This window comes from Corynebacterium sp. LK26 (assembly GCF_014335085.1).
GTDB lineage: Bacteria > Actinomycetota > Actinomycetes > Mycobacteriales > Mycobacteriaceae > Corynebacterium > Corynebacterium jeikeium_D.
In genome coordinates this window covers 75,614-99,505 of record NZ_PDHB01000002.1, presented here as the reverse complement: position 1 = coordinate 99,505, position 23,892 = coordinate 75,614, and the positions used below count along the sequence as shown (strand labels likewise).

The 23,892-nt window shown below is 58.7% G+C and carries 21 protein-coding genes; 17 read left to right on the top strand and 4 right to left on the bottom strand.

Translation table 11 applies throughout. The features are described 5' to 3' along the window. Positions 1-167: 167 nt before the first annotated feature. From CRD13_RS03970 to manA, 4 genes are all read left to right on the top strand, one after another. Complete coding sequence (locus CRD13_RS03970; RefSeq protein WP_187401317.1) at positions 168-575, top strand: DUF3499 domain-containing protein; 408 nt, start codon at positions 168-170, stop codon at positions 573-575. Positions 576-691: 116 nt separating this feature from the next. Beyond that, entirely contained in the window at positions 692-2,071 is a 1,380-nt protein-coding gene (locus tag CRD13_RS03965) for a phosphomannomutase/phosphoglucomutase (protein WP_083295704.1), read from the top strand. A gap of 38 nt (positions 2,072-2,109) precedes the next feature. Continuing rightward, positions 2,110-3,126, top strand: coding sequence for a hypothetical protein (locus CRD13_RS03960; RefSeq protein ID WP_187401316.1), 1,017 nt, complete (start codon positions 2,110-2,112; stop codon positions 3,124-3,126). An 86-nt stretch (positions 3,127-3,212) separates the two neighbouring features. Beyond that, positions 3,213-4,415, top strand: coding sequence for a mannose-6-phosphate isomerase, class I (gene manA / locus CRD13_RS03955; protein WP_049172794.1), 1,203 nt, complete (start codon positions 3,213-3,215; stop codon positions 4,413-4,415). Here manA and CRD13_RS03950 read toward each other — a convergent pair. After that, entirely contained in the window at positions 4,412-5,170 is a 759-nt protein-coding gene (locus CRD13_RS03950; protein WP_070439503.1) for a hypothetical protein, read from the bottom strand. The two genes, manA and CRD13_RS03950, sit on opposite strands and share 4 nt — an antisense overlap. A 350-nt stretch (positions 5,171-5,520) precedes the next feature. Between CRD13_RS03950 and CRD13_RS03945 the strand changes: the two genes are divergently transcribed. The 9 genes from CRD13_RS03945 (at position 5,521) to secA (ending at position 16,851) form a co-directional block, all read left to right on the top strand. Next, a complete protein-coding gene (locus tag CRD13_RS03945; RefSeq protein WP_070855893.1) occupies positions 5,521-5,895 on the top strand; it encodes a DUF4259 domain-containing protein in 375 nt (124 codons plus the stop codon). 67 nt (positions 5,896-5,962) lie between these two features. Then, on the top strand, positions 5,963-7,417 hold the full coding sequence (ahcY, locus tag CRD13_RS03940) for an adenosylhomocysteinase (RefSeq protein WP_070767619.1): 1,455 nt from the start codon (positions 5,963-5,965) through the stop codon (positions 7,415-7,417). Between the two features lie 45 nt (positions 7,418-7,462). Next, complete coding sequence (locus CRD13_RS03935) at positions 7,463-8,092, top strand: dTMP kinase (protein WP_070855894.1); 630 nt, start codon at positions 7,463-7,465, stop codon at positions 8,090-8,092. A gap of 54 nt (positions 8,093-8,146) precedes the next feature. Next, positions 8,147-8,821 (top strand): MtrAB system response regulator MtrA, encoded by a 675-nt coding sequence (gene mtrA / locus CRD13_RS03930; RefSeq protein WP_048731669.1) that lies wholly within the window; start codon positions 8,147-8,149, stop codon positions 8,819-8,821. 78 nt (positions 8,822-8,899) lie between these two features. After that, positions 8,900-10,573 carry an MtrAB system histidine kinase MtrB gene (gene mtrB, locus CRD13_RS03925; RefSeq protein ID WP_370549581.1) on the top strand — a complete coding sequence of 558 codons (1,674 nt, stop codon included), beginning with the start codon at positions 8,900-8,902 and terminating at the stop codon, positions 10,571-10,573. Then, positions 10,574-12,415: an LpqB family beta-propeller domain-containing protein gene (locus tag CRD13_RS03920; protein ID WP_187401314.1), complete on the top strand. Its 1,842-nt coding sequence runs from the start codon at positions 10,574-10,576 to the stop codon at positions 12,413-12,415. Positions 12,416-12,908: 493 nt separating this feature from the next. Continuing rightward, positions 12,909-13,166 (top strand): hypothetical protein, encoded by a 258-nt coding sequence (locus tag CRD13_RS03915; protein WP_141737802.1) that lies wholly within the window; start codon positions 12,909-12,911, stop codon positions 13,164-13,166. Positions 13,167-13,327: 161 nt separating this feature from the next. Further along, positions 13,328-13,987, top strand: a complete 660-nt coding sequence (hpf, locus tag CRD13_RS03910) for a ribosome hibernation-promoting factor, HPF/YfiA family (protein ID WP_016422210.1) — start codon at positions 13,328-13,330, stop codon at positions 13,985-13,987. A gap of 161 nt (positions 13,988-14,148) precedes the next feature. Further along, a complete protein-coding gene (gene secA, locus CRD13_RS03905) occupies positions 14,149-16,851 on the top strand; it encodes a preprotein translocase subunit SecA (RefSeq protein ID WP_070545755.1) in 2,703 nt (900 codons plus the stop codon). A 3-nt stretch (positions 16,852-16,854) separates the two neighbouring features. Here the strand turns inward: secA and CRD13_RS03900 are convergent, their stop codons facing one another. Next, the gene (locus CRD13_RS03900; RefSeq protein ID WP_070549738.1) at positions 16,855-17,478 is read right to left on the bottom strand and encodes a hypothetical protein; all 624 of its coding nucleotides are present in this window, start codon (positions 17,476-17,478) and stop codon (positions 16,855-16,857) included. Positions 17,479-17,768: 290 nt separating this feature from the next. On the opposite strand from CRD13_RS03900, the gene CRD13_RS03895 reads away from it, so the two are divergent. The 4 genes from CRD13_RS03895 to CRD13_RS03880 all read left to right on the top strand — a co-directional run bounded on the left by CRD13_RS03895 (position 17,769) and on the right by CRD13_RS03880 (position 21,475). Then, the gene (locus CRD13_RS03895; protein ID WP_038627918.1) at positions 17,769-18,179 is read left to right on the top strand and encodes an HAD-IA family hydrolase; all 411 of its coding nucleotides are present in this window, start codon (positions 17,769-17,771) and stop codon (positions 18,177-18,179) included. Then, entirely contained in the window at positions 18,179-18,670 is a 492-nt protein-coding gene (locus tag CRD13_RS03890; protein ID WP_049172814.1) for a hypothetical protein, read from the top strand. Before CRD13_RS03895 ends, CRD13_RS03890 begins: the two co-directional genes overlap by 1 nt. 330 nt (positions 18,671-19,000) lie before the next feature. Continuing rightward, the gene (locus tag CRD13_RS03885) at positions 19,001-20,065 is read left to right on the top strand and encodes a flavin reductase family protein (protein ID WP_070603443.1); all 1,065 of its coding nucleotides are present in this window, start codon (positions 19,001-19,003) and stop codon (positions 20,063-20,065) included. A 69-nt stretch (positions 20,066-20,134) separates the two neighbouring features. Then, a complete protein-coding gene (locus CRD13_RS03880) occupies positions 20,135-21,475 on the top strand; it encodes an acyl-CoA desaturase (protein ID WP_187401313.1) in 1,341 nt (446 codons plus the stop codon). Here CRD13_RS03880 and CRD13_RS03875 read toward each other — a convergent pair. Both CRD13_RS03875 and rsgA read right to left on the bottom strand, forming a co-directional pair. Next, complete coding sequence (locus CRD13_RS03875) at positions 21,472-22,857, bottom strand: chloride channel protein (protein WP_187401312.1); 1,386 nt, start codon at positions 22,855-22,857, stop codon at positions 21,472-21,474. The genes CRD13_RS03880 and CRD13_RS03875 overlap by 4 nt on opposite strands. Continuing rightward, complete coding sequence (gene rsgA, locus CRD13_RS03870) at positions 22,844-23,890, bottom strand: ribosome small subunit-dependent GTPase A (RefSeq protein WP_049172822.1); 1,047 nt, start codon at positions 23,888-23,890, stop codon at positions 22,844-22,846. Before rsgA ends, CRD13_RS03875 begins: the two co-directional genes overlap by 14 nt. Between the last annotated feature and the right edge of the window lie 2 nt (positions 23,891-23,892).

Here is a 23,892-nt window from a genome sequence, read left to right as displayed (position 1 = left end):
TGAGCATAATCGGTCGGCCTGTCAACGTGGGTGAGGTCAACTTTCGGCCATGTCGCGGGTTTGCTGGGTAAGGCTGGGGTGCCCCAGGGGAGCGTCGGAAAGCGAAAAACGCCCGGAGTGGGAGAAAAACTATCGAAACTTAAAGTTAGGGTCTAGACTTTGATGCCGTGAGTGTTTTTAGACGTTGTTGCCGGCCCGGCTGTGGCAAACCTGCCGTAGCTACGTTGACGTATGCCTACGCGGAGTCGACGGCTGTGGTGGGTCCGCTCGCCGCCGCGTCCGAACCGCATAGCTGGGATCTCTGTGAGAAGCACGCGCGTTCCATCACCGCACCGCTGGGTTGGGAGCTCGTGCGTTACGACGTGCCGACGCCCGCCCAGGACGATGATGATTTGACCGCATTGGCGGAAGCCGTCCGTGAAGCTGGCCGCAACGCGACTGGCCTGGTGCTGCGGGATGAGGTCGACAACCGTTCTCAGACCTACAAGATTGATTCCAGCCGTCACCCGTCGACGCGGAAATCCGCGCGCGGTCACCTGCATGTAGTTCGCGATCCGGAGGATTCGGACGACTAACGGGTCGGGCGCCGTGCCCCAGCTCATGCCATCTTGCCGCGGCATTTCTTTGTGAGAGCCTCTCTGGGGCTAGTATCATTTTTCACAAAACTGATACTTACCCAGAGAGGTTTTTCGTGGGCACTTACAATCGTTCCGATTTGGATGCCGTCATCAAGGCCTATGACGTGCGCGGTGTTGTCGGTGAGGGCATCGACGCGGACCTCGTCGGAGCCATCGGCGCCGCCTTTGGGCACATCATGCGTTCAGAGGGCGCAACGCGTGTCGTAGTTGGCCACGATATGCGTGAGTCCTCGCCGGAGTTGGCGGCTAGTTTCGCCGATGGCGCGGCAGCGCAGGGGCTCAATGTCACCCTGCTCGGCCTGACCTCTACGGACGAGCTGTATTTCGCCTCCGGAGTAAGGGAATGCCCGGGCGCGATGTTCACTGCCAGCCACAACCCAGCTGAATACAACGGCATCAAGATGTGCCGTTCGCTGGCCCGCCCAATCGGGCAGGAGACAGGGCTTGCTCAGATTAAGGACCTGCTTGTCGACGGAATTCCGGAGTACACCGGCACTCCGGGCGAAATTGATCGTGAAGATGTTCTGCAGGATTACGCGGCGTTCCTCCATGGGCTGGTCGACATTCGCTCCGGCCGTCGCCTGAAGGTTGCAGTCGATGCCGGTAACGGTATGGGGGGACTGACAGTTCCGGCAGTGCTCGGAGAAGACATGGATGTTGCTGATCTCTACTTTGAGCTCGACGGCAACTTCCCGAATCACGAGGCCAATCCATTGGAGCCCGCCAACCTCGTTGACCTACAGAAGTTTACGGTGGAGCAGGGCGCAGACATCGGTATTGCCTTCGATGGCGACGCTGACCGCTGCTTCGTCGTCGACGAGAAGGGCAACCCGGTCAGCCCATCGGCCATCTGTGCGTTGGTGACCACCCGCTACCTGGAGCAGAACCCGGGTGCGGCTATCATCCATAACCTGATCACATCGCACGTCGTGCCGGAGATGATTGTGGAAAACGGCGGAACCCCGGTTCGTACCCGTGTTGGGCACTCCTTTATTAAGGCGCAAATGGCCGAGCACAGTGCTGTTTTTGGTGGCGAGCATTCAGCGCACTACTACTTCAAGGAATTCTTCAACGCAGACTCCGGCATGCTGGCTGCCATGCATGTCCTGGCCGCACTGGCCGAGCAGGATAAGCCGCTGAGTGAATTCATGGCCGAGTACAACCGCTACGAGGCCTCCGGTGAGATTAATTCCCGCCTGGGCAGCGCAGAGGAGCAGCAGGCCAAGCAGAAGGAAATCGAGGCCGCGTTTGCCGATCGCACGGAGTCCTCGGACTGGATGGATGGCCTGACCATTGAGCTGGCGGACTCCAAGGCGTGGTTCAACGTTCGGGCCTCCAATACGGAGCCGCTGCTGCGTCTGAACGTCGAGGCTCCGACGCGTGCTGAGGTCGACGCTCTTGTCGACGAAGTTCTCGGCATCATCCGCGGTTAATCAACCCCACGCGCCCGTTTTCAGGCATGCTTGGGAGTATGACCTCGTCATTCGACTCCTCCCATAACCCGCGCCAAGAGGCCCTGTTCTACCGTATGGCCACTGCCGGTGCAGGTCTCAGAGCTGCTGCCTCCGCGACTCGCGGGGGAGCGTTTGCTCAACTTCCACTGCCACGCAGTGCGGTCATCCTCGTGGGAAATCGTCGGGCGCAGCTCGCCGCCGAATCCGTGCGCGCGCTTGCCGACGACATCCGCTGCCCGGTGGTAATTGCGCATCAGTTGCCTAGTTATGTCGGTGCCCTCGACTTGGTCATAGTCTGTGACGACAACCCCGGCAGCCCACTGGGGGCAGCTCTGGCTGAAGCTGATAGGCGAGGTGCTGCCACGGTCGTGGTGGATCCCGGTGAAGGGCCACTGCGTGCCGCCGGTAGCCCCGATACGGTTGTGGTTCCGCGCCCGGCGATGGCGGAGTCCGCGTCCTTTACCGCCTATGTCGGTGCCATCTCCAGCGCGCTCACCGAATGTGGTGCCACCGCCCTGGCTCCGGCCGGGGTAGTGGAGGAAGTCGCTGATGCGGTGGACGCCGATATTGCTGCCTGTGCTCCGCAGCGAGATGAAATAGTTAACCCCGCGCGGCAGGTAGCGCAGTGGGTGGCAGGCCGCAGAATGCTTGCAGTGTCGACGACCTCGGCGCTGGCACCGGTAGCGGAACTGGCATCGTTACAGATGCTTGAGGCAGGCGTGGTCTCGGCAGCGTCGTCGATAAGCGAATTGTCTCTTAGCGTGGGCGCGTTGCTCGCTGCAGAACCCCAGGAAAGCCGCGATATTTTCTATGACCCGTTTATTGATGGTGGGGATGAAGGGGCGACAGTGCTACCGTTGGGGGCGATTGTTTTAGCTGCGCCGAACAATGTGGGCCACTACCGGGACCACTACGGCGAGGTTGGATGGGCTCGTGTGGAGTGCCCTGCGCTCGATGCGGAGACTCATCATCCATTGGTTGAAGTATGTGTTGCTGCAGCCAGAGTTGGTGCGATTGCGGCGTTTTCTGCGTAATCGCCGGGTGTCACCGAAGGCTTTTGGGCCTTCGGTGAGATTGGCGTGCTCGCGCCAGAAGTGACTATTAGAGGAGTGATACGGGCATGGAGCTGTTGGACCCCGTGCTGCAGTCGTACCCCTGGGGGTCTCGTACACATTTGGCGAGAATCACCGGTGCGGACGCTCCCACATCGAAGCCCTGGGCGGAACTGTGGTTTGGTGCGCATGCACTGGCATCGGCCACGGTGGCCGGCACGCCGCTGGATGAGCTCATTGCGCAGGATCCGGCAGCTGCGCTCGGATATGCAATTGACACCGACAACGGCAGGCTGCCGTTCCTGTTGAAGCTGCTCGCAGCCGATGAGCCGTTATCGCTGCAGGCACACCCCACCTTGGCAGAAGCTCAGGAGGGATTTGCACGCGAAAATGCGGAGGGCATTCCGGCCACTGCACATTTCCGAAATTACCGGGACAACAACCACAAGCCGGAACTTATTGTCGCCCTGACTACCTTCGACGCGTTGGCCGGATTCCGCCCGGTGGAGCGCACGAAGGAGTTGCTCGCGACGCTGGCGGTACCGGAGCTCGACCATTACATGGGACTGCTCGATGCCGCCGATGACGAGAGTGCTCTGCGGGCATTGTTTACAACGTGGTTGACGTTGCCCCAGGATGTCCTCGATGAGCTGGTCGAGGCCGTGGCTGCCAAGTGCGCGGATTACAGTGGCGATGACGAGGAGTTCTCGCGAGTAGCCGAGACCACTTGCGAACTGGCTCGAAAGTATCCGGGGGACCCGGGAGTCCTGGGGTCGATGCTGCTTAATCGCCTTCGCTTACAGCCGGGCGAAGCCATCTACCTTGGTGCTGGACAGCTGCATGCTTACCTCAATGGCATGGGCGTGGAAATCATGGCCAACTCCGACAACGTGCTGCGCGGAGGGCTGACCTCTAAGCACGTCGATGTCGTGGAGCTACTGCGCGTGCTCTCTTTCCGACCGCTGCCAGATCCGGTGCTGCAGTCGCGGCTGACCGATGATGGCTGGAATGACTATGACGCGCCGGTGCGCGAGTTTCGCCTTCGTTCGCGGGATCTGGAGCCGGGCGAACATGTTCTGCTCGACGAAGAATCCGCCACGGTTGTGTTGTCTACAGCGGGCACGGTGGCGTTGCGTCACGACGACTCCGTGGTTGAGGTTCCCAGCGGCCATGCGGCCTGGGTTCCGGCTGTCGACGCAGTCGATATTGAGCTGACTGCGCGCCAAGACGGGGCAACCGTCTTTGTCGCGACCGTCCCGCGGGTGGGTTAGTCCTCGTCGTTATCGAAGAGATTTCCCAGGAATCCGGAGTCCTTCGGCTTTTCCGGGATTGGGGAAATCTTGCTATTGCTAGCCCCATTGCCGCCAGTGGTGTCCTTCTCCGTCGAAGGGGTCTGGTCCTTCGGAGGTGTCGGCTCCTTCGGGGATGTCGGCTCCTTCGAAGGAGTCTTCTGAGGAGTCTCGGACGGAGTTGTGGTTTGCGTACCCGACTGGGACTGCGCCTGCGATGAAGGCGGCTTCGGCTCAGCTGCTGCACCACCATCGCCTTCCGGAAGACTGTCGTTCGGCTTTTCCGAGTTATCTTCCGGTAGCAGTGGCACCGGCTTGCTGGGCGTCGGCGAAGATATGTCGTCCGAGGTGGGCTCTGTGGTCTCCGTGGTCGTCGGAGGTGTCGATGTCGTCGACGTCGGAGTTGTCGCACTTGAGCTTGTGGAAGTCGGGGGGATGTACGCCTGCGGTGGCAGGTACGGATCCTCAACGATCTCGGTGCTCGATGACGTGGTCGGACGAGATACTAGACTGTCGTTCGTCTCAGTCAGCGAGGAATCTGAATTCGGTTCAGTGGTCTGCTGCAGCTCGGCATCACTAGGAACTGGAGGCAGTGGAGCAGAGGTCTCCATTTCCGACTGAGAGCCGGCGTTTTCCGGATTTGCCCCCTTGGCGGCATTGCTATCGGAGCAGCCTACGAGCGAAGCGCTCAGGGGAAGGGCTGCAAGCAGAAGAGCTCCAAAAGCCTTCTTCACCATGGTAGGTACTCCTTTCGTGTCATGCGTGAGGTCGCCCTGTAACGAAAAAGATAACAGTTGCATTACGAGGTCTGGGAACTAACTTAACATGCCCGTTATCTTCTCTCTAGGGTGAAAATTGTGTTGAAGGGATTAAATATGTCTCTCGAACTGTAAAAGTGACGAAAAGTCGGGTAGAACTTCGGTAAGGCCACATGCGGTTTTCCGGCTAGCGGTACGTGCAGGCGACAGCTTTTAGGTCGGCGGCCAGATTACCGTGGGCTCGTCGAAAAGCGCTCTTTGGAAAGCGCTCGTCGATAGACGAAAACTGGCTATTGGTTCGAAGCGCGAAAGGAGCGTGGCCACCTATCATGTCCATCTGGGATACTGAGATTTTTGGTAGCGATTCGGTCATTGAACTCTTCGATGAGGTTCAGGATCTCGACTCACAGGATCGTGTTGGTGCATTGATTGATGCTGGCCGCATTGGGGTGGATTCCGAAAATAGCGATGAGAAAGCATGCGCACTCGCGGCGGCTGTGATCATTGCAATTTGGAATGGTGCGCCATTTAGCAGCGGTGACATTGTGGAGGACTACAGCTTCATCCGGGAGGGAATCTCCGAGGCGCACGGCAGCGAGGAAGATGCGTTGGCTATCGCATCCGAGGTGTTCGATAGTCTTCTGGGGGAACTCAGTGAGTCTGACCAGGCGGCGCTGGAAAACTGCGTCGAAGCGGTAGAGTAACTCTCGCGTCCCCAGTAGTAATTCTTTAAGAAGAATCTCACGTCAAAGAATCTAGAGAAAGCGTTACATGTCCTCGAAGAACATTGATTTCAAGGTTGCAGACCTCTCCCTGGCTGAGGCCGGTCGTCACCAGATTCGTCTGGCTGAGCACGAGATGCCAGGTCTAATGGCGCTGCGCGAAGAGTACGCGGAGCAGCAGCCACTGGCCGGTGCCCGTATTTCCGGCTCCATTCACATGACGGTTCAAACCGCAGTGCTCATCGAGACGTTGACGGCGCTGGGCGCACAGGTCCGCTGGGCCTCGTGCAACATCTTCTCCACCCAGGATGAGGCCGCTGCGGCAGTCGTCGTTGGGCGAAACGGCACTCCGGAGGACCCGCAGGGTGTTCCGGTTTTCGCTTGGAAGGGCGAGACACTGGAAGAGTACTGGTGGTGCCTCGACCGCATCTTCGACTGGGGCGATGAAGATGCCAACATGATTCTGGACGACGGCGGCGACGCCACCATGGCTGTCATTAAGGGCATGGAATTCGAGGATGCTGGCCTGGTGCCGCCTGCAGAAGAGTCGGATTCGGATGAGTTTATTGCCTTCAAGGACATGCTTCGCGCCAGCCTGGAGAAGGATGCCGGCCGTTGGCACCGAATTGCAGAGTCGGTCAAGGGTGTCACAGAGGAGACCACCACTGGTGTCCACCGCCTCTACCACTTCGCAGAGCAGGGAGTGCTGCCATTCCCGGCCATGAACGTCAACGATGCGGTCACCAAGTCCAAGTTCGATAACAAGTACGGCACCCGTCACAGCCTTCTGGACGGCATCAACCGCGGTACCGACATGCTGGTTGGGGGCAAGAACGTACTGGTCTGTGGCTACGGTGACGTGGGTAAGGGGTGCGCAGAGGCACTGGCTGGCCAGGGCGCTCGCGTTCAGGTCACCGAGGCCGACCCGATTAACGCATTGCAGGCTTTGATGGACGGTTTCGACGTTGTCGCTACTGAGAGCGTCATCGCAGATGTCGACATTGTTATCACCGCCACAGGCAACAAGGACGTCATTACTTTCGAGCACATGCAGCAGATGAAGAACCACGCGCTGCTGGGCAACATCGGGCACTTCGACAACGAGATTGACATGCACAGCCTGCACCATCGCGATGATGTCCGTCGTGTGGAGATCAAGCCGCAGGTCACCGAGTATATCTTCCCGCATGCAGACGGCGAAGAGCGCTCTCTGATCGTGCTTTCCGAGGGGCGTTTGCTCAACCTGGGCAATGCCACCGGACACCCGTCCTTCGTAATGTCGACCTCCTTCGCCGACCAGACGATCGCTCAGGTTGAGCTCTACTGCAACGGCGAAAAGTACGACAACTCTGTCCACCGTCTGCCGAAGATCCTGGATGAGAAGGTCGCTCGCATTCACGTCGAGGCACTCGGTGGCGAGCTCACCCGGCTGTCCAAGGAACAGGCCGAATACATCGGCGTTGATGTCGAGGGTCCGTATAAGCCAGAGCACTACCGCTACTAGTTCTAGCCAAGGCTAGGTCGTAGCCATGTGTGCGAGGAGAAAAATTTGATTATCGCAGTCGAAGGAATCGACGGTGCTGGCAAGAACACACTTGTCACAGCCGTTACCAATCAACTCCGAAGTCAAGGGCACTCCGTTTCATCGATGACCTTTCCGGCGTACCGGCAGACAATCTTCGCTGATTTCGCCGATCAAGCTTTGCACGGTCAGCTCGGCGACACTGCGGACTCCGCTTGGGCAATGGCACTCCTGTTCGCTCTGGACCGCAAAGAACGTCGTCAAGCGATTGTTGATGCAGCGCGCGAGAACGATGTTCTGATCATCGACCGCTACGTCGCGTCCAACGCGGCCTACTCCCTGGCTCGCACGCAGGATCCGGCGATTGTCGAGTGGATTGAGAAGACCGAATTCGGAGATTTCCAGCTTCCGCTTCCCGACGTTCAGGTCTGTCTGGCCACGTCGGTGGGAGTGGCAGCCGACCGCGCACGCAATCGGGAAGCCGCTGATGTGCAGCGAACTAGGGATACCTACGAAAAAGACGCGGGTTTGCAGGAGCGCACGCTGGCAGCGTACCAGAAGTTCGCGGGGGGCTCGTGGCAGTCACCATGGTTGATGCTTACGGGGGATGATGGGGCGGACCGTCTTGTGGAATGGATTAGTGCACGCCTGCGCTAGCCACCTCAACCGGAAACTACAGAACTAGATAGCTTTACGTTTAGAATATGACGCATGAGCTCAAAAATCCTGGTTGTTGATGATGATCCGGCCATCGCCGAAATGCTCACGATGGTGATGGAGCGCGAGGGCTTCGACACAGTAGTAGTCGACGATGGCCTCGAAGCTGTCAAGGCAGCAGAGCGGGAGAATCCAGATTTGATTCTGCTGGATCTCATGTTGCCGGGCATGGGTGGTGTCGATGTCTGTCGCACTGTGCGAGAGACATCGGCGGTGCCGATCATCATGTTGACTGCGAAGACCGACACGGTCGATGTGGTCCTCGGCCTGGAATCCGGTGCGGATGACTATGTCACGAAGCCCTTTAAGCCGAAGGAGCTCGTGGCGCGTGTGCGCGCTCGGCTGCGTCGTCAAGAGGACAGCCCGAGTGAGACCCTCGAGGTCGGCGACCTGACTATCGACGTGCCCGGTCACGCCGTGTTCCGCGATGGCAAGGAGATTTCTCTGACCCCGTTGGAGTTTGACCTATTGCACACTCTTGCATCCCGTCCGAAGCAGGTCTTTTCCCGTGATGAGTTGTTGGAAAAGGTCTGGGGATATCAGCACACCTCGGATACTCGGCTCGTCAACGTTCACGTTCAGCGGCTGCGCTCGAAGATTGAACTGGATCCGGAAAACCCCCAGATTGTGCTGACCGTCCGCGGTGTCGGGTACAAGACGGGTGACTAATCAAGGCCAGTCAGCTTTAGTGGGAGCCGATTCTTGCGTCGATTAATAACGAAGCTTCGAGACTTCACCAATAGGGGAGTGACCTGGGCGGTTACGCTCTGGCGCACGTCTATCCAAGCGCGCATTCTGACCTCTGTGGTGGTACTGAGCGCGATGGTGATTGCGGTACTCGGTTTCGCGCTGGCAACTATTGTTACCCAGCGGCTTATCGACGCAAAGGTTACCGCTGCCGACGAGGAAATTGACCGTGCTCGCGCGGTGGTGGAGCAGGCGATTGAGAACTCTTCGTCCAACGAGCTGCAAGCTCTGCTCAACGTGGGGCGCGATGCCCTTGTGAACCGTGCAGCCGGTTCCGGTGCTGCACCATTGACAAGTTATGAACCACTGCTCGTGGCGCCGGTGCCGCGAGGCACGGTGTTGGCTTCATCGCCGATTAAGGCTGATGTCCCAGAACGATTGCATGAAGTAGTCCGACAAGGGCAAATTGCGTATCAGGTACGCCAAGTCACTGATAACCGCGGCGATACGTACTCGGCGTTAATTATCGGTAGCCCCACTTCTACTTCGGTTGATGGGCTCGAGCTCTATCTGGTCACCTCTATGGCCGCAGAGGAATCGACTATTAAGTTGGTTCGTGGTCTGCTCGCCGGTGCGACAGTAATCATCATGGCGCTTCTCGGCGGTATTACTTGGTTCTTCTCCAATCAGGTGACGACACCAGTGCGTTCCGCCGCCCAGATTGCTCAGCGCTTTGCCGACGGTCACTTGCGCGAACGTATGGTCGTGCAGGGTGAAGATGACATGGCGCGACTGGCCATGAGCTTTAACAAGATGGCCGAATCGCTGTCGACGCAGATTAGACAGCTGGAGGAATACGGCAGTCTGCAGCGACAGTTCACCTCCGATGTTTCGCATGAGTTGAGGACACCTCTGACCACGGTGCGTATGGCCGCCGATCTTATTGCGGACGGCGCTGAGGACCTCGATCCGGCGACTCGCCGCGCAGCTGAGCTGATGAATGAGGAGCTTGAGCGTTTTGAGATGCTTCTCAATGACCTGCTTGAGATCTCACGCCACGATGCCGGCGTTGCTGACCTGTCTGCAGAAAAGGTCGATGTCCGTCGCTGTGTGGATGCTGCCTATCAGCAGGTAACAGTCGTGGCTAAGGAGACCGGTACGCCCATCCGCTTCCACCTGCCCGATGAACCGGTAATGGCAACAGTCGACTCGCGTCGTATCGAGCGCGTGCTACGCAATCTTATGGCCAATGCTGTTGACCACAGTGAGGGCAATCCGGTGGATGTCACAGTGCGGGCGAGCGATTCCGCGGTTTCGTTTACGGTCGTTGACCACGGTGTGGGGCTAAAGCCGGAGCAGCAGGAACTGGTGTTTAACCGTTTCTGGCGTGCTGACCCCTCGCGCGTCCGACGCACCGGCGGTACCGGACTTGGCCTGGCAATCGCGCGCGAGGACGCACAATTGCACGGTGGGGAACTGGAGGCATTTGGCGTGCCGACGGTCGGTAGCTGTTTCCGTCTGACTGTGCCGCTGGAGCCCGATGCGAGCTTCGGTGAGCATCCGCTCGGACTGGAAGTTCCCCCGCTGCCTGATCAGATTCCGCATCAGCAGGAAATTGGTGCACGGGAGTTGGAATCGGAATCGAATGCATCGCAAGTCAAGAGCCAGGATCAGGGTAAGGGGCAGCCGACTAGCGATAGCGAATCCCGACAGGCACGTGAGGAGGATAGTTAAATGACGGCGCAGCAACAGTCGAAGGCTCGTCGCGTCCTGCGTAAGACAGTGGCGCTTAGCTCGGTGATCATTTTGGGCACGGCCGCAGGATGTACCACCATTCCGCGGAACACCAGCCCCCAGGTGCTGCGTCCGTTTGAGCCGCCCCAGGTTCGTATTGAAGTTCCGCAGCCACGTCCGAATGTCAATGCAGACATTGTCTTGCGCGACTTTTTCGCCGCGGCCGCGCATCCGGTTGATGATTTTCAAGCTATGCGTGCCTTCATGACCCCGGAACTTGCGGCCAGTTGGAAACCGCAGGATAGTGCCCGCATTCTCGACGGTGTCAACCTCATCGCCCAGAGGGATGAAGGAGGATCGCGACAGTCCTTCGTTGCCCGAGGTCGCAGCGTTGGTCAATTCGGTACTGATGGTGCGTATGAGCCCCAGTCCGGTGACTATGAGGAAACCGTGGAGATGAAGCTTGGTTCGGATGGGCAGTGGCGCATTTCCTCGCTGCCCGACGGTGTTGTCATGGAGCGTCAGGCATTCCTGGAAAACAATGTGCCTCGCAATATCTATTTCCTCGATCCGGCGGGTAATCATTTGGTCACAGATCGTCGTTGGCTCTATCGTGGCGTCACCGATGGCGCGACCAATCTGTTGACGAAGCTGAAGAACGGCCCATCAGCACCACTGCGGCCGGGCGTCACCACCGTGCTCAAGCCCAATGCCTCAATTGCGGTGGAAGCAGGACCTGTGTCCAACGCGGACGGTCGCAGGGTCGAAATCACCGGGTTGGGTGATGTTTCCGAGGAACTGCGTGTCATGCTCGCGGCGCAGATTATCTGGACTCTCGACTCGGCAGATTTCCGTGGTCCGTGGATCCTCATGGCCGACGGCGAACCACTAGTTGCCAGCCACGACGAGCCGTGGACGAAGGACACTGACGCAATCCAGCTCTACGACCCGAATCATCTACCGGCTGATAACGCACCGTTACGGACGGTCGACCGCAGCGGTATCTACGAGATCGCTGACGGCCACGCCACACCTGTGGGACGCGGCTGGACCGCCAGCGGCAGCACCGCGGTGTTCTCCGCGGCAGTGGGCACCAACCCCAATGGCAGCGAGCTTATTGCCGCCGTGTTCCGTTCGGCCGTGGATGGTCGTGCTGGGTCGTATGACCTCGGGGAGTCCACATTGATGCTCGGCGGAATACAAGATCAGCCGGTTCCTGTGCTGACTGGCGAGAGCCTCACCCGTCCGACATGGTCTCCAGACGCCGAGGCGGTCTGGACAGTGAAGGACGGTACAACCGTCGTACGCCTGGTTCGGCAGTCGACGTCATCTCGGATTCAGCAGGAGGAGGTTGATACCTCTGAGCTCAATCACCTTCTTGACGGCGGCGCAGGCACGGGGCGCCCGAGCGCCGGTATTTCTGAATTCCGCGTCGATTCTTCAGGCACGCAGGTAGCGATGATTATCGCTGGTGAAGTCTATATCGCCACCATCGAAAGGCATGACGATAAACCGTGGAAGTTGACGCACCCGCGTGCTCTGCCGCTCCCTGAAAACGTTTCCCCGGTGTCGCTGACGTGGTCGCCGAATCAAACGGTCACGGTGGGTGGTTACAGCGGAGACACCCCGATGTGGAGTGCCTTCCCGGACGGTGCGACTAGCTCCGTTCTGCCGAAGCTCAACCTGACACCGCCAATTCCTGTGGTTACCGCGACCTCGTCGAAGCGTTACGCATTAGATGCCACCGGTGTTATGGAGCTGATCTCCAGCGAGGGGCAGCAGCAGTTCTGGCGCCAGGTTCCGGGTGCGCGTGGTCGAATGGCTCCGGTGTCTGTGGAATAAGCGCAAATCGGGGAGGGGATTAATGGCGCAGGGGAGGTCATCGCAGGAATTTCTGCGCGCGCTTTACGACGTCACTCGCGACGCGATCGGCCTCGTGATACCGGAAACCTGTCCGGTGTGCGGCTGCTCCGGGGCGCTGTGTCGCGGTTGCAAGGACGATCTTCAGCAACCTCCAGTGCGGTTTTCACCGCGGGCTGCGTTACGCGCAGCAGCGTGGACCTGCGGTCCGTACTCGGGTGCGAGGAGACATCTCATTTTGTCGGCCAAAGAACGGGGCAGTGGTGAAGCCAGACGAATCATGGGGGCCGTGTTCGCCGCTGCGGTACGAAGGCTGGCTTCTGACGGCCATATAATGCCCCCGGAAATTACCCCCGTCATTTTGATTCCCGCGCCGACAAGATCGTCATCCCGTCGACAACGGGGTGGGGACCCGGTAACAATTGCCTGCGACTTTGCTTGCAGTCAGCTCCCCTCCAGTTCGGTATTGCCCCTGGTGCGCATTGGCGGGCGCACGCGGGATTCCGCGGAGCTGGGGGCTTCTCAACGCAGACGAAATCTTTCTGGCCACATTGTGCCGCTGACGCAATTCAAGCGCGGAATTAGCGACAAGCTGCGACAACGCTGTGCGCAGGCGACAGTAATTCTGGTTGATGATGTGGCCACTACTGGTGCCACTGCAGCGGAAACCGAGTTGGTGGCAGCGTCATTGGGGATTCGCATCGATATGGTGTTGGTGCTCGCCCGGGCGTAGACGCAGGGGTGTCGTCGGCAAGCGAAAAATAAACGAGGGGAACGTGGCATTGGTTACCCCCGGAACTGTATCCTGGGGGTGCAGAAAGACTCGTCACCGTAGACGCCGTGAGTAATCCCGCTTACGGAAGGGCGGTGGCCATACCGGGAGGTAGGTAGCAAGTGTCCACACCTGCTGACAACAACGAGGTACTCAGCCCGAACGCTCAGGTGACCATCACCGGGCGCAATGTTGAGGTTCCAGAGCACTTCGCAGATCGTGTTAAGGCGAAGCTGGCGAAGATTGAGCGCCTTGACCCGACTTTGACCTTCTTCCACGTGGAGCTCCAGCACGAGCCGAATCCGCGCCGTGCAGACCGCTCTGACCGTATTCAGATCACCGCTACTGGCAAGGGGCACCTGGCTCGTGCGGAAGCGAAGGAAGATAGCTTCTACGCGGCACTGGAGTCTGCTCTGGGCAAGATGGAGCGCTCCCTGCGTAAGGTGAAGGCTCGCCGCAAGATTAGCCGTTCTGGCCACCGTGCACCGATGTCCGTCGGCGAGGCAACTGCTTCGCTGGTTGCAGAGGCTGAGGCAGCGGCTCCGGAAAAGGCTGATCCGTACGAGGATCTGGTTGAGGACGTGACCCCGGGCCAGGTTGTGCGTACCAAGCAGCACTCCGCAACTCCGATGACGGTGGAAGATGCTTTGTCTGAGATGGAGCTCGTCGGTCACGACTTCTACCTCTTCGTTAACGAGGCAACCTCTCGTCCGTCCGTGGTCTACCGTCGTCACGCGTACGACTACGGTCTGATTGAGCTGGCAGACGAAGACGAGAAGTAAGTCTTCACCGAAAAGAGCACGCAATACCGCGCAGAGCTGTGTATTGGTAAGTAATTGCTCACATGAGCCCGTCTTCTCTTAGAAGGGAAGGCGGGTTCGTCGTATAATCAACCGTTGCACATTAAAGTTCGACGTGAATCGGCCGGAAAGGTCCCAATTTAGTGTTTTCGCTCAGCAAGTTGCTCCGCATTGGTGAAGGCCGCGCTGTCAAGAGGCTTGGCAATATTGCAGATCAGGTCATCGCCAAGGAAGACGAGTACGCAGCTCTTTCAGACGATGAACTCCGTGCCAAGACCGAGGAGTTTAAGAAGCAGCTGGCTGACGGTGCCGATGTAGACGATTTGCTGCTGGATGCTTTCGCCACGGCGCGCGAGGCATCCTGGCGCGTGCTGGGGCAGAAGCACTACCGCGTCCAGGTTATGGGCGGTGCGGCACTGCACTTCGGCAACGTTGCCGAGATGGGTACTGGTGAAGGTAAGACCCTGACCTGTGTGCTGCCCGCATACCTCAATGCGTTGGCAGGCAAGGGTGTTCATGTCGTTACGGTTAATGACTACCTGGCTAAGCGTGACGCGGAGTGGATGGGTCGAGTCCACCGCTTCCTGGGGCTTGAGACTTCCGTGATTCTCTCTGAGCTCAGTCCGGACCAGCGCCGCAAGGCCTATGCTGCCGACATCACCTACGGCACGAACAACGAGTTCGGCTTTGACTACCTGCGCGATAACATGGCGCATTCGCTCGACGATTTGGTGCAGCGTGGGCACCACTTTGCCATCGTCGATGAGGTTGACTCGATTCTGATTGACGAGGCCCGTACCCCGTTAATTATTTCCGGTCCGGCAGATGGCGATCCGCACTGGTACCTGGCGTTCTCCAAGATTGTGCCGCGTATGAAGCGCGATATTCACTACGAAGTCGATGAGCGTAAGCGCACCATCGGTATTCGTGAAGAGGGTGTTGAATTCGTTGAGGATCAGCTGGGTATTGCCAACCTGTATGCTCCGGAAAACTCTTCGCTGGTCAGTTACCTGAACAATGCCCTGAAGGCCAAGGAGCTGTTCACCCGCGACAAGGATTACATTATTCGTAATGGTGAGATCCTCATTGTCGATGAGTTCACCGGTCGTGTGCTGGCAGGCCGTCGCTATAACGAGGGCATGCACCAGGCAATTGAGGCCAAGGAAGGGGTGGAGATTAAAAACGAGAACCAGACGCTGGCAACCGTTACGCTCCAGAACTACTTCCGCCTCTACGACAAGCTGTCCGGTATGACCGGTACGGCTGAGACCGAAGCGGCTGAGCTGCACCAGATTTACAAGCTGAATGTCATGTCGATTCCGCCGAATCGCCCGAAGCAGCGTGAGGATCTGCCCGACCTGATTTACAAGACGCAGGAGGCAAAGTTTGCCGCTGTTGTCGAGGACATCCGCGAATGCCACGAAAAGGGCCAGCCAGTTCTCGTTGGTACGACGTCAGTTGAGAAGTCCGAGTACCTTTCCAAGCTCCTGCAGCGCGAAGGTATTCCTCACTCTGTGCTGAACGCTAAGCACCACGAGAAGGAAGCTGAGATTGTCGCAGTGGCGGGTCGTCTCGGAGGCGTTACCGTGGCAACTAACATGGCCGGTCGTGGTACTGACATTGTGCTGGGCGGTAACCCGGACATCATCGCTGACCTGAATCTGCGCTCTCGTGGTCTGGACCCGGTGGAAACTCCGGAAGAGTACGAAGAGGCGTGGGACGCTGAGATTGAGCGTGTTCGTCAGCAGTCGAAGGAAGAAGCTGACAAGGTACGTGAGGCCGGTGGCCTCTACGTCCTGGGTACTGAGCGTCATGAGTCACGCCGCATTGACAACCAGTTGCGTGGTCGTACCGGTCGTCAGGGTGACCCGGGTGTTACCCGCTTCTACCTGTCCATGCGCGATGATCTCATGGTTCGCTTCAACGGTCAGCGCATGGAAGCGCTGATGAACACTCTGAATGTCCCGGATGACGTTCCTATCGACTCCAAGGTTGTCTCCAACTCCATTAAGAGCGTCCAGGCTCAGGTGGAAAGCCAGAACTTCGAAATCCGTAAGAATGTTCTGAAGTATGACGAGGTTATGAACCAGCAGCGTAAGGTCATCTACGCTGAGCGCCGTCGCATCCTCGAAGGTGAGGATTTGAAGACTCAGGTCCGTGACATGCAGGACGACGTAGTCGATGCGTATGTCAACGGTGCCACCGCTGACGGTTACGTGGAGGATTGGGACCTGGACGAGCTGTGGAATGCCCTTGAGCAGCTCTATAGCCCGACGTTTACCGCGCAAGAGCTCATTGATGGCTCTGACTTCGGTACCCCGGGTGACCTCTCGGCCGATGAGCTGTCCAAGGCTCTGCACGCGGACATCTCGGCCAGCTACGACCAGCTTGAGGATGCGGTCTCCGCAATTGGCGGCGACGACCAGATGCGCAACATCGAGCGCTTCACCATCCTGAACGTCATGGACCAGAAGTGGCGCGAGCACCTCTACGAGATGGACTACCTCAAGGAGGGCATTGGCTTGCGCGCCATGGCCCAGGCTGACCCGCTGGTGGAGTACCAGCGTGAGGGCTACGACATGTTCACCGCGATGATGGACGGCATCAAGGAAGAATCGGTTCGTCAGCTGTTCCTAATCCGTAAGCAGGTTATGCCCGCAGTGGAAAACACTGAGGGACAGGAGAATCAGGCTCCAGCTCTGCCGACGGAAGCTGCTGAGCAAAATCAGCAGATGACCTACTCCGGTCCCAGCGAGGACGGCAGTGCAGAGCAGCAGCGCGTGGATCAAGAGTCTGAGGGCAACCGAGCGCAGCGTCGGAAGGCGGCTCGCAAGCGCCGTCGCTAAGCACTAAAGCACCCGAAACGCGGTCATGGTCCATGGCCGCGTTTTTGCTGTTCCGCGGCGGAAAGTGCCCGTGAACGCGCGAACGCGCGGACCGACACGGCAACTACCCAGGAACTCGACCTTCTTGCCGTCCGCGGAAGCGCTGGCGTGAAAGGATTGCAACGCGACACCCTTGAGGCTGGTGTTCTTCGACAGCGTGAGTATCGCAGCGTGAATAATCGGGTCGATATTGATGCGACGTAGATCGTTGACTCGCCTGCGACCCGCGATGATGTCGAAGACGCGGCGAGTAATCGTGCCAAGCTCCTGTCTCAGATTCTGTTCACAGTGCTGGACGACGTGCGGTGTTTGCGGCGTCTTTTTTGCAGCAGGAGCGGCCGCGACGGGCGGTAATGCCGTTATGACAGCGGCTCCGGTGGCAGCCGAGCATCCGCTGTAGGTCGGTGCCACTTTTGCGGTTTGAGAGGCGGCGGCATTAGCTGACTGGCCGAGTTGAATTGTGTGGAGAAGCGAAAAGCCCGTTGCCGGTTCAATGGATTCCCTGCCACTGGAGCGGTGCTCAGCGGCGTGCGACAGCGCGTAAGGCATCGGTGTCTGAGATTTTGGTACGTGAGACGTTGGTGCCATGGATTAATCCCCCTAAAACGCTCCATTGGCAAGTTCCCCCTTGCTGAAGACCATTGTCCTACAAGTGCTTTAAGTGTGCAGCTTGTGAAGGGGAATTCACGGCCGGCGTGGGGGGGGGGATTGGGGAGAAGGCGCAGTCGCGAAATGGGCTGAGTGTTTCGCTGTTAATGGTCCTATCGGTTTCCGTCAAGGCCGTTCTGGTCGCCTACAATTGGGCGTAACGAACAGCCAATTAACACGCTGAACTGGAAAAAAGGCAAACGTGCAGGTCATGCGATAAACTACAGGCCATGCGCGGAATGATTATCGATTACTGTGGTGTCCTCGACGGTACGGATGAAGACCAGGCACGTTGGCGTAATTTGCTGGTAGAGGCGCGTGCAAATGGTGTTGGCCTGGCAGTCCTGTCGAATGACCCAGGTGGCCCATCGGCGGATCCGATTCGCAAGCTCGAAGATGAGGGCCTGGTAGACGCAGTTGTGCTCTCTGGTGAAATTGGCCATGAGAAGCCTTCGGCAGAGGCTTTTAATGCAGCTGCTGCGGCTATTGAACTGCCGGCCCGGGACTGTGTGTTGGTGGATGATTCGATTGAGAACATCCATGCTGCCGTCTCTAACGGCATGGTGGGAGTCTTCTATCAGCAGTTCGACCGCGCAGTGGTCGAGATTGCCGGTCTACTGGGTCTCGAGGGCGAGTTCTAATGCGTGTCTATATCCCAGCGACTTTCTCTATGCTTGAGGCGCTGAAGGAGGATGAGCTCTTCCACGCCCGCGGTGGTTGGGGCTTTGCTGTCACTGAGGCGCTGCGCGATTTTTTTACTGAGGGCGATGATGAGGAGCTGGCAGACGTAGCCTTTGATGAGGCTGCGCGTGCGTCGCTCCGTCTGCTCGATGCCGCAGAAGAGAAGTTCCCGCACCGTCGAGTGGTCATTTCCGTTGATGTGGAGGCGGAGCCGCAGTCGGATATGGGAGATGCCGTGGTTAAGGTCGGCGGCCCAATTTCGCTTGCCGACGTTGCAGCGCTCCACATTGATGTGGAAGAGGCGGAAAGCAAGGTTGAGGCTGCGATTGATGCCGTCGATAAGGCAGATCTCGGTGACGAGGATGCGGAGCTCACTGTCGGCGATGCGCTGGAGATCCCGCTGGCGTGGTATGACGTAGCTGAGCTCGGCATGGTGGTCGACTTCCTGTAGTAGCGCGTGCTTGGCGTTAAAGAAGGGGACTGGGTTTAGGAACCCAGCCCCTTTTTTTGTATGGCACAAGTGTTTTCAGCGGGGGTATAAAAGGCGGGATTGTTTTGTGTGGATAAGCTCCATGTCAAAGGGGGTGTTTCGCACGAGGGTGGGGGTAATGACAATTTCGCTATTTGTGTCAAAATCATTTGTTTCTCTTGACCAATAACTTACCGCTCCGTAGTCTACGTCTAAGTAACCTACGGACACGTAATGATGAATCGGGTGGGGCATGCCTGCTGATGAACAGCGTTATTGCGTGTTCGTCCGTGACAGTCAGGAGGGCCAAAAATGGGGCTTAAGACCAAAGTTTCCCGGGTATTCAAGCATTTATCCACGCCACTTTTGCCCGATGACTACACGCATTTGCTAAATCCGCTGTGGTCAAGTCGCGAGCTGCGCGGTCAGATTGAGGCCATCAATCCCACATCTCCTACTTCAGCAGAGTTGATAATCCGTCCGGGTTGGGGGATGCCAACAGACTTCAAGCCAGGCCAGTTCATCGGACTTGGCGTAGAGGTCAAGGGGAAATACCTGTGGCGTTCCTACTCGCTGACAAATGCGCCGCGGCCTCATGACGGGCTGCTGACTATCAACATCCGTGCGCTCAACGACGGCTACGTGTCCCAACACCTCGTCGCCAATGTCAAGCCGGGTACTGTCGTCCGCCTGGCTGCCCCGGCTGGGGATTTCCATCTTCCGGAGCCGCTCCCAGCCCGCATTGCGTTTGTTACCGCAGGCTCCGGCGTCACTCCGGTGATTTCGATGCTGCGTGATCTTTCAGCTCGCAATGCCTCGGTGGAAGTCGAGCACATTCACTCCTACCGCGGCGAGACAGAAGCTGTGTTTGTCACCGAACTTCGCGAGCTGGAACAGCACAGCGCCACTAGCGCGTTGAAGTATCGCCTGCATGCCCGGAATACCGAGACGCAGCCGCGGATTGACGCTGCGGCGGTTACCGACATCATTGCTGACTTTGGAGCGCTGGCATCGTCGGCAAGCGCCTATGCCTGTGGTCCGGTTGAACTGCTGAAAAACCTTGAGCCGGAGTTTCCCGGGCTGCGGACGGAACGTTTCACCGTTGACCGCTCGGCGGCGGGGGAGGTCGGCGGCACGGTGAGTTTCGGCAGCCGAGGCGATATCGACGTAGACGGTGCAACCACCATCCTGGAGGCGGCCGAGAGCGTCGGGGTCGACCTGCCGTACGGCTGTCGGATGGGAATTTGTGCGACGTGCGTGCAGCAACTCTCCGACGGCGCAGCACGGGACATCCGCACCGGTGCGACGTTTGTGGCGGGCGAGCGGGTCCGAACGTGCGTCTGTGCGCCGGCGGGGCACGCGCGTATCGAACTGTAAGTTCGCCCCACATCTATCTCAACCTGCATTAACCAGGAGAAACTACCTAAAGGAGTTGGGACCCTTCCCATGGCAATTTCCGATATCGCATCGTATGCGCACTTGAGCGAAGAAGACGTCGCAGAGATTGGGCGTCGGTTTGCGGAAATCGAAAAGCAACACCGCGATTCGCTGGGGCAGAAGGATGCTCGCTACATCCGCACGCTCATCCGCATTCAGCGCACCCTTGAGGTGACTGGTCGAGGTCTGCTGATGGTGCCGACCGCAGGCATGGCCCTAAACAAACTAGGGATGCTGCCGAAGTCGTGGAAGAACACCGCGCACTGGGGTTTCAAATGGGCGGGTGCCTCAGCGCTGGGGCTGGCAAAGATTTTGGAAAACCTCGAAATCGGCCACAACACTATGCACGGTCAGTGGGACTGGATGAATGACCCCGAGATTCACTCGGCCACCTGGGAGTGGGACAATTCCTGCCCATCCAGCGGGTGGAAGCACTCCCACAACTTTGTCCACCACAAGTACACGAACGTGCTCGGTATGGACAACGATGTGGGATACGGCATTCTCCGGGTGACTCGTGACCGCCGTTGGAAGCCATCGACGCTGCTGCAGCCGGTGACAAACGTGGTGTTGGCCAGCCTTTTCCAATGGGCAGTGGCCTTCTATGACGTCGAGCTCGGGCGCGTGTTCGCAAACAAGAAATCCTGGGATGAAGCTCGTCCACAGCTCATGGAGGTGCTCAACAAGTCGGGGCGCCAGGTGCTCAAGGACTACGTTCTCTTCCCCGCGATGGCGGGTTCGCGTTACCGCGAAGTGGCGTTTGCGAACATGATGGCCAACCTAGCCCGTAATCTGTGGGCCTACGCTGTCATCTTCTGCGGACACTTCCCGGATGATGCCGAGACTTTCACCAAGGAGCAGTACAACACCGAGGACAAGAGCGAGTGGTATTTGCGCCAAATGCTGGGCTCGGCGAACTTCCACGGTGGGCTGGCGCTGTCGGTGCTCTCGGGAAATCTGAATTACCAGATTGAGCACCACCTCTTCCCGGACATGCCATCCAACAGGCTTGCGCAGATTTCGAAGCAGGTTAAGCAGATCTGCCGGGAATACGACCTGCCATACAACACGGGGTCGTTCCCGAAGCAGTTCTTCCAGGTCCAGCGCACGCTGCTGAAGTTGTCGCTGCCGGATCGCTTCTTAGTCGCTGACCCGGACAACGCCCCAGAGGTACGTTCGGAGGCGGCGTTCAAGAAGTATCCGCAGGTTGAAGCGGAGCTCCAGTCCAGTTCCCCGCAACGCAAGGGCTTAGCGACGGGCCTGCGAATGCTCCGCCGTCTTCGCCCAGGTGTCCGGGAAATTGTCCGGGCCTACACAGGTCGCTCGACGCACACTGCTGCGCGCGGTTAGTCCTCGACCCGCTTGCGGACCGCAGCCGCGACTGCCGGTTCGCGGTTCCATGGCATTGATTGCTTGTGGGGCAGCCGCAGCCAGGCGCGAATCATGGTCACGGTCAGCGTCGCAGTTGCACCAGCGAGGAAGAGCGCTAAGTAAGCCGAGGAATTCTGGCCGGTGAACTCCACGGTCACGATCAGTGCGAAAAGTGGTGCTGCCATGGACGCCGACAGGAAGGCCGCCGCGCCGAGAATCGCAAAGTCGCTCAGCGGAACTGAGGGCATCAATGGCTGTACGAAGCAGCCGACGATGAAACCGCTGAGCGCGCCAAGGGCAAAGCCGGGAGTCAAGAGACCACCGACGGCACCAGAACGGAAAGTAACGAGAACCGCGAAAGCTTTCGCAATCAGCAGGATGACTGCAAAACCCAGCAGCGGGCGGTCCATGAGAACTGTGGTCGCAGCGATACGGCCATTGCCCAACACTTCTGGAACCCACAGTGAAATCACACCAACCAGTGTGAATGCGAGGGGGATGGCCCAGGCAGAATGCCAGCCAGTCGGTGCTTTGTCCGACATCCGCGAGCTGAGAATGCGAAATGCGTAGCCAATGGCACCGCAGATAACACCGATGAGCAGTGCTGCCCCGAGGTTGCCCCAGCCGTCCGAGAGATTAATTGGGCTGTAGAGCGGGCTACTGCCGACCACAATGCCCGACGTCACCGTGGCAATGGCTGAACACGCCAGCACCACCATCACCGCGGTAATACTCAGCGAGCCCAGCAGAATCTCCAACGAGAAAACCGCTCCAGCCAACGGGATGTGATAAATCGCCCCCAGGCCGGCACCGGCCGCTGCTGCGACCAAAATACGGCGGTGTAGTGGATCGATGCGCAGTCGATGCGACATCTGCGAGGCCACCATTGCACCGAGCTCACGCGGGGCATTCTCGCGTCCCATGGATGCACCTGCAGCGACAGTCGCCATCTGCAAAAACACATTGACAAGAGTTGACCACACAGGCATGGGGCGGCCGTGCATGCCCGCTTCAACGCTTTCAACAGGCTTCGCCTTTGTGCGAAGAGCTGCCCAGATTGGTCCTGCAATCAGCCCCGCCAACACAATTCCGACAAAGCGCTGTAAACCAGTGGTGCCATCGGTTACGACCGCTACGTCACCCTCGTGCTGCCCGTAGACCGCGTACTCGATGCCGTGCATGATCAGCGCGAGCCCGGCAGCTCCGAGCCCCGTCGCAAGACCCACGATAAGCGTGTAGATGCACAGCCGAATCCAACTGCCGGGAGCGGGGTAGAGTCCGGAGCCCGCTTTGTCCGACTCAGCACCAGCCGCGGCTTCAGAGGGCGTCTCCACAGAATCGGTATGGCTAGTCTCTTTCAATGTCCAGCTCCCAGTCCTCGTTGTCGCTGATGGCGCTCAACAGGCGACGCACGGCCATCGCTCGACGGTGCTGAACTCCCTCCAGCTTGTCGAGGGCGCACTCTGGATCCGCGGGCGGCCCCAAATGGGTGCAACCACGTGGGCATTCATCTGTCGCTGCCTGGATATCTGGAAACGCCGCCAGCAGCGTCTCCGGTGTCACATGAGCCAGACCAAAGGAACGAATGCCCGGGGTATCAATAATCCACGACGCCGCATCGTCATCGCTTTCCGACGGCAACATCAGCGCCACCGACTGCGTGGAGGTATGGCGGCCCTTACCCACACCACTAACTTCGCCGGTCTCACGGTTGGCTTCGGGAACAATCCGGTTGACGAGGGTCGATTTCCCCACGCCGGAATGCCCAACCAAAGCTGTCACTCGTCCTGGGGCATCGATGAGTTCTGACAGAGGAGCCAAGTCATCATTAATACCGCAGACAACGACATCCACTCCGAGTGCCGAGAACTCCCCGGCAAATTCCTCTGGGTCGGCCAGATCGGATTTAGTCAGACAGAGCACGGGGCGGACACCGCCGGCGTAGGCCGCGACCAGCGCGCGTTCGACAAAACCGGTGCGAGGTTCAGGATCGGCGACTGCGCACACAATGAGCAGCAGGCTGGCATTGGCCACGACGATGCGCTCATACGGGTCATTGTCATCGGCGGTGCGACGCAAAACCGTGCTGCGCTCTGCCAGCTTGACGATGCGGGCCAGTGTGCCCGCACGGCCGCTGACATCGCCTACGACACCGACACGGTCACCGACAACGATATTGGTGCGGCCGAGCTCGCGGGCACGCATGCATGTCACTGCAACATCAGGGTTGTTATCGAGGACTACACCCCAACGACCACGATCCTTGGTCACCACCATGCCCCAGTGGGCATCGGCGTGGCGGGGGCGATCCTTCGTCCGTGGTCGCGACCCTTTACCGGGGCGGATGCGTACATCGGACTCGTCCCATTGCCGTCCACGCCTGCGTGCCGCCACTG

Coding starts and splice junctions, on each gene's coding strand:
- CRD13_RS03885 (WP_070603443.1), top strand. CDS start 19,001: ATGGGGCTTAAGACCAAAGTTTCCCGGGTATTCAAGCATTTATCCACG.
- CRD13_RS03945 (WP_070855893.1), top strand. CDS start 5,521: ATGTCCATCTGGGATACTGAGATTTTTGGTAGCGATTCGGTCATTGAA.
- CRD13_RS03920 (WP_187401314.1), top strand. CDS start 10,574: ATGACGGCGCAGCAACAGTCGAAGGCTCGTCGCGTCCTGCGTAAGACA.
- mtrA (WP_048731669.1), top strand. CDS start 8,147: ATGAGCTCAAAAATCCTGGTTGTTGATGATGATCCGGCCATCGCCGAA.
- manA (WP_049172794.1), top strand. CDS start 3,213: ATGGAGCTGTTGGACCCCGTGCTGCAGTCGTACCCCTGGGGGTCTCGT.
- CRD13_RS03890 (WP_049172814.1), top strand. CDS start 18,179: ATGCGTGTCTATATCCCAGCGACTTTCTCTATGCTTGAGGCGCTGAAG.
- CRD13_RS03895 (WP_038627918.1), top strand. CDS start 17,769: ATGCGCGGAATGATTATCGATTACTGTGGTGTCCTCGACGGTACGGAT.
- CRD13_RS03960 (WP_187401316.1), top strand. CDS start 2,110: ATGACCTCGTCATTCGACTCCTCCCATAACCCGCGCCAAGAGGCCCTG.
- CRD13_RS03900 (WP_070549738.1), bottom strand. CDS start 17,478: ATGGCACCAACGTCTCACGTACCAAAATCTCAGACACCGATGCCTTAC.
- CRD13_RS03880 (WP_187401313.1), top strand. CDS start 20,135: ATGGCAATTTCCGATATCGCATCGTATGCGCACTTGAGCGAAGAAGAC.
- CRD13_RS03950 (WP_070439503.1), bottom strand. CDS start 5,170: ATGGTGAAGAAGGCTTTTGGAGCTCTTCTGCTTGCAGCCCTTCCCCTG.
- ahcY (WP_070767619.1), top strand. CDS start 5,963: ATGTCCTCGAAGAACATTGATTTCAAGGTTGCAGACCTCTCCCTGGCT.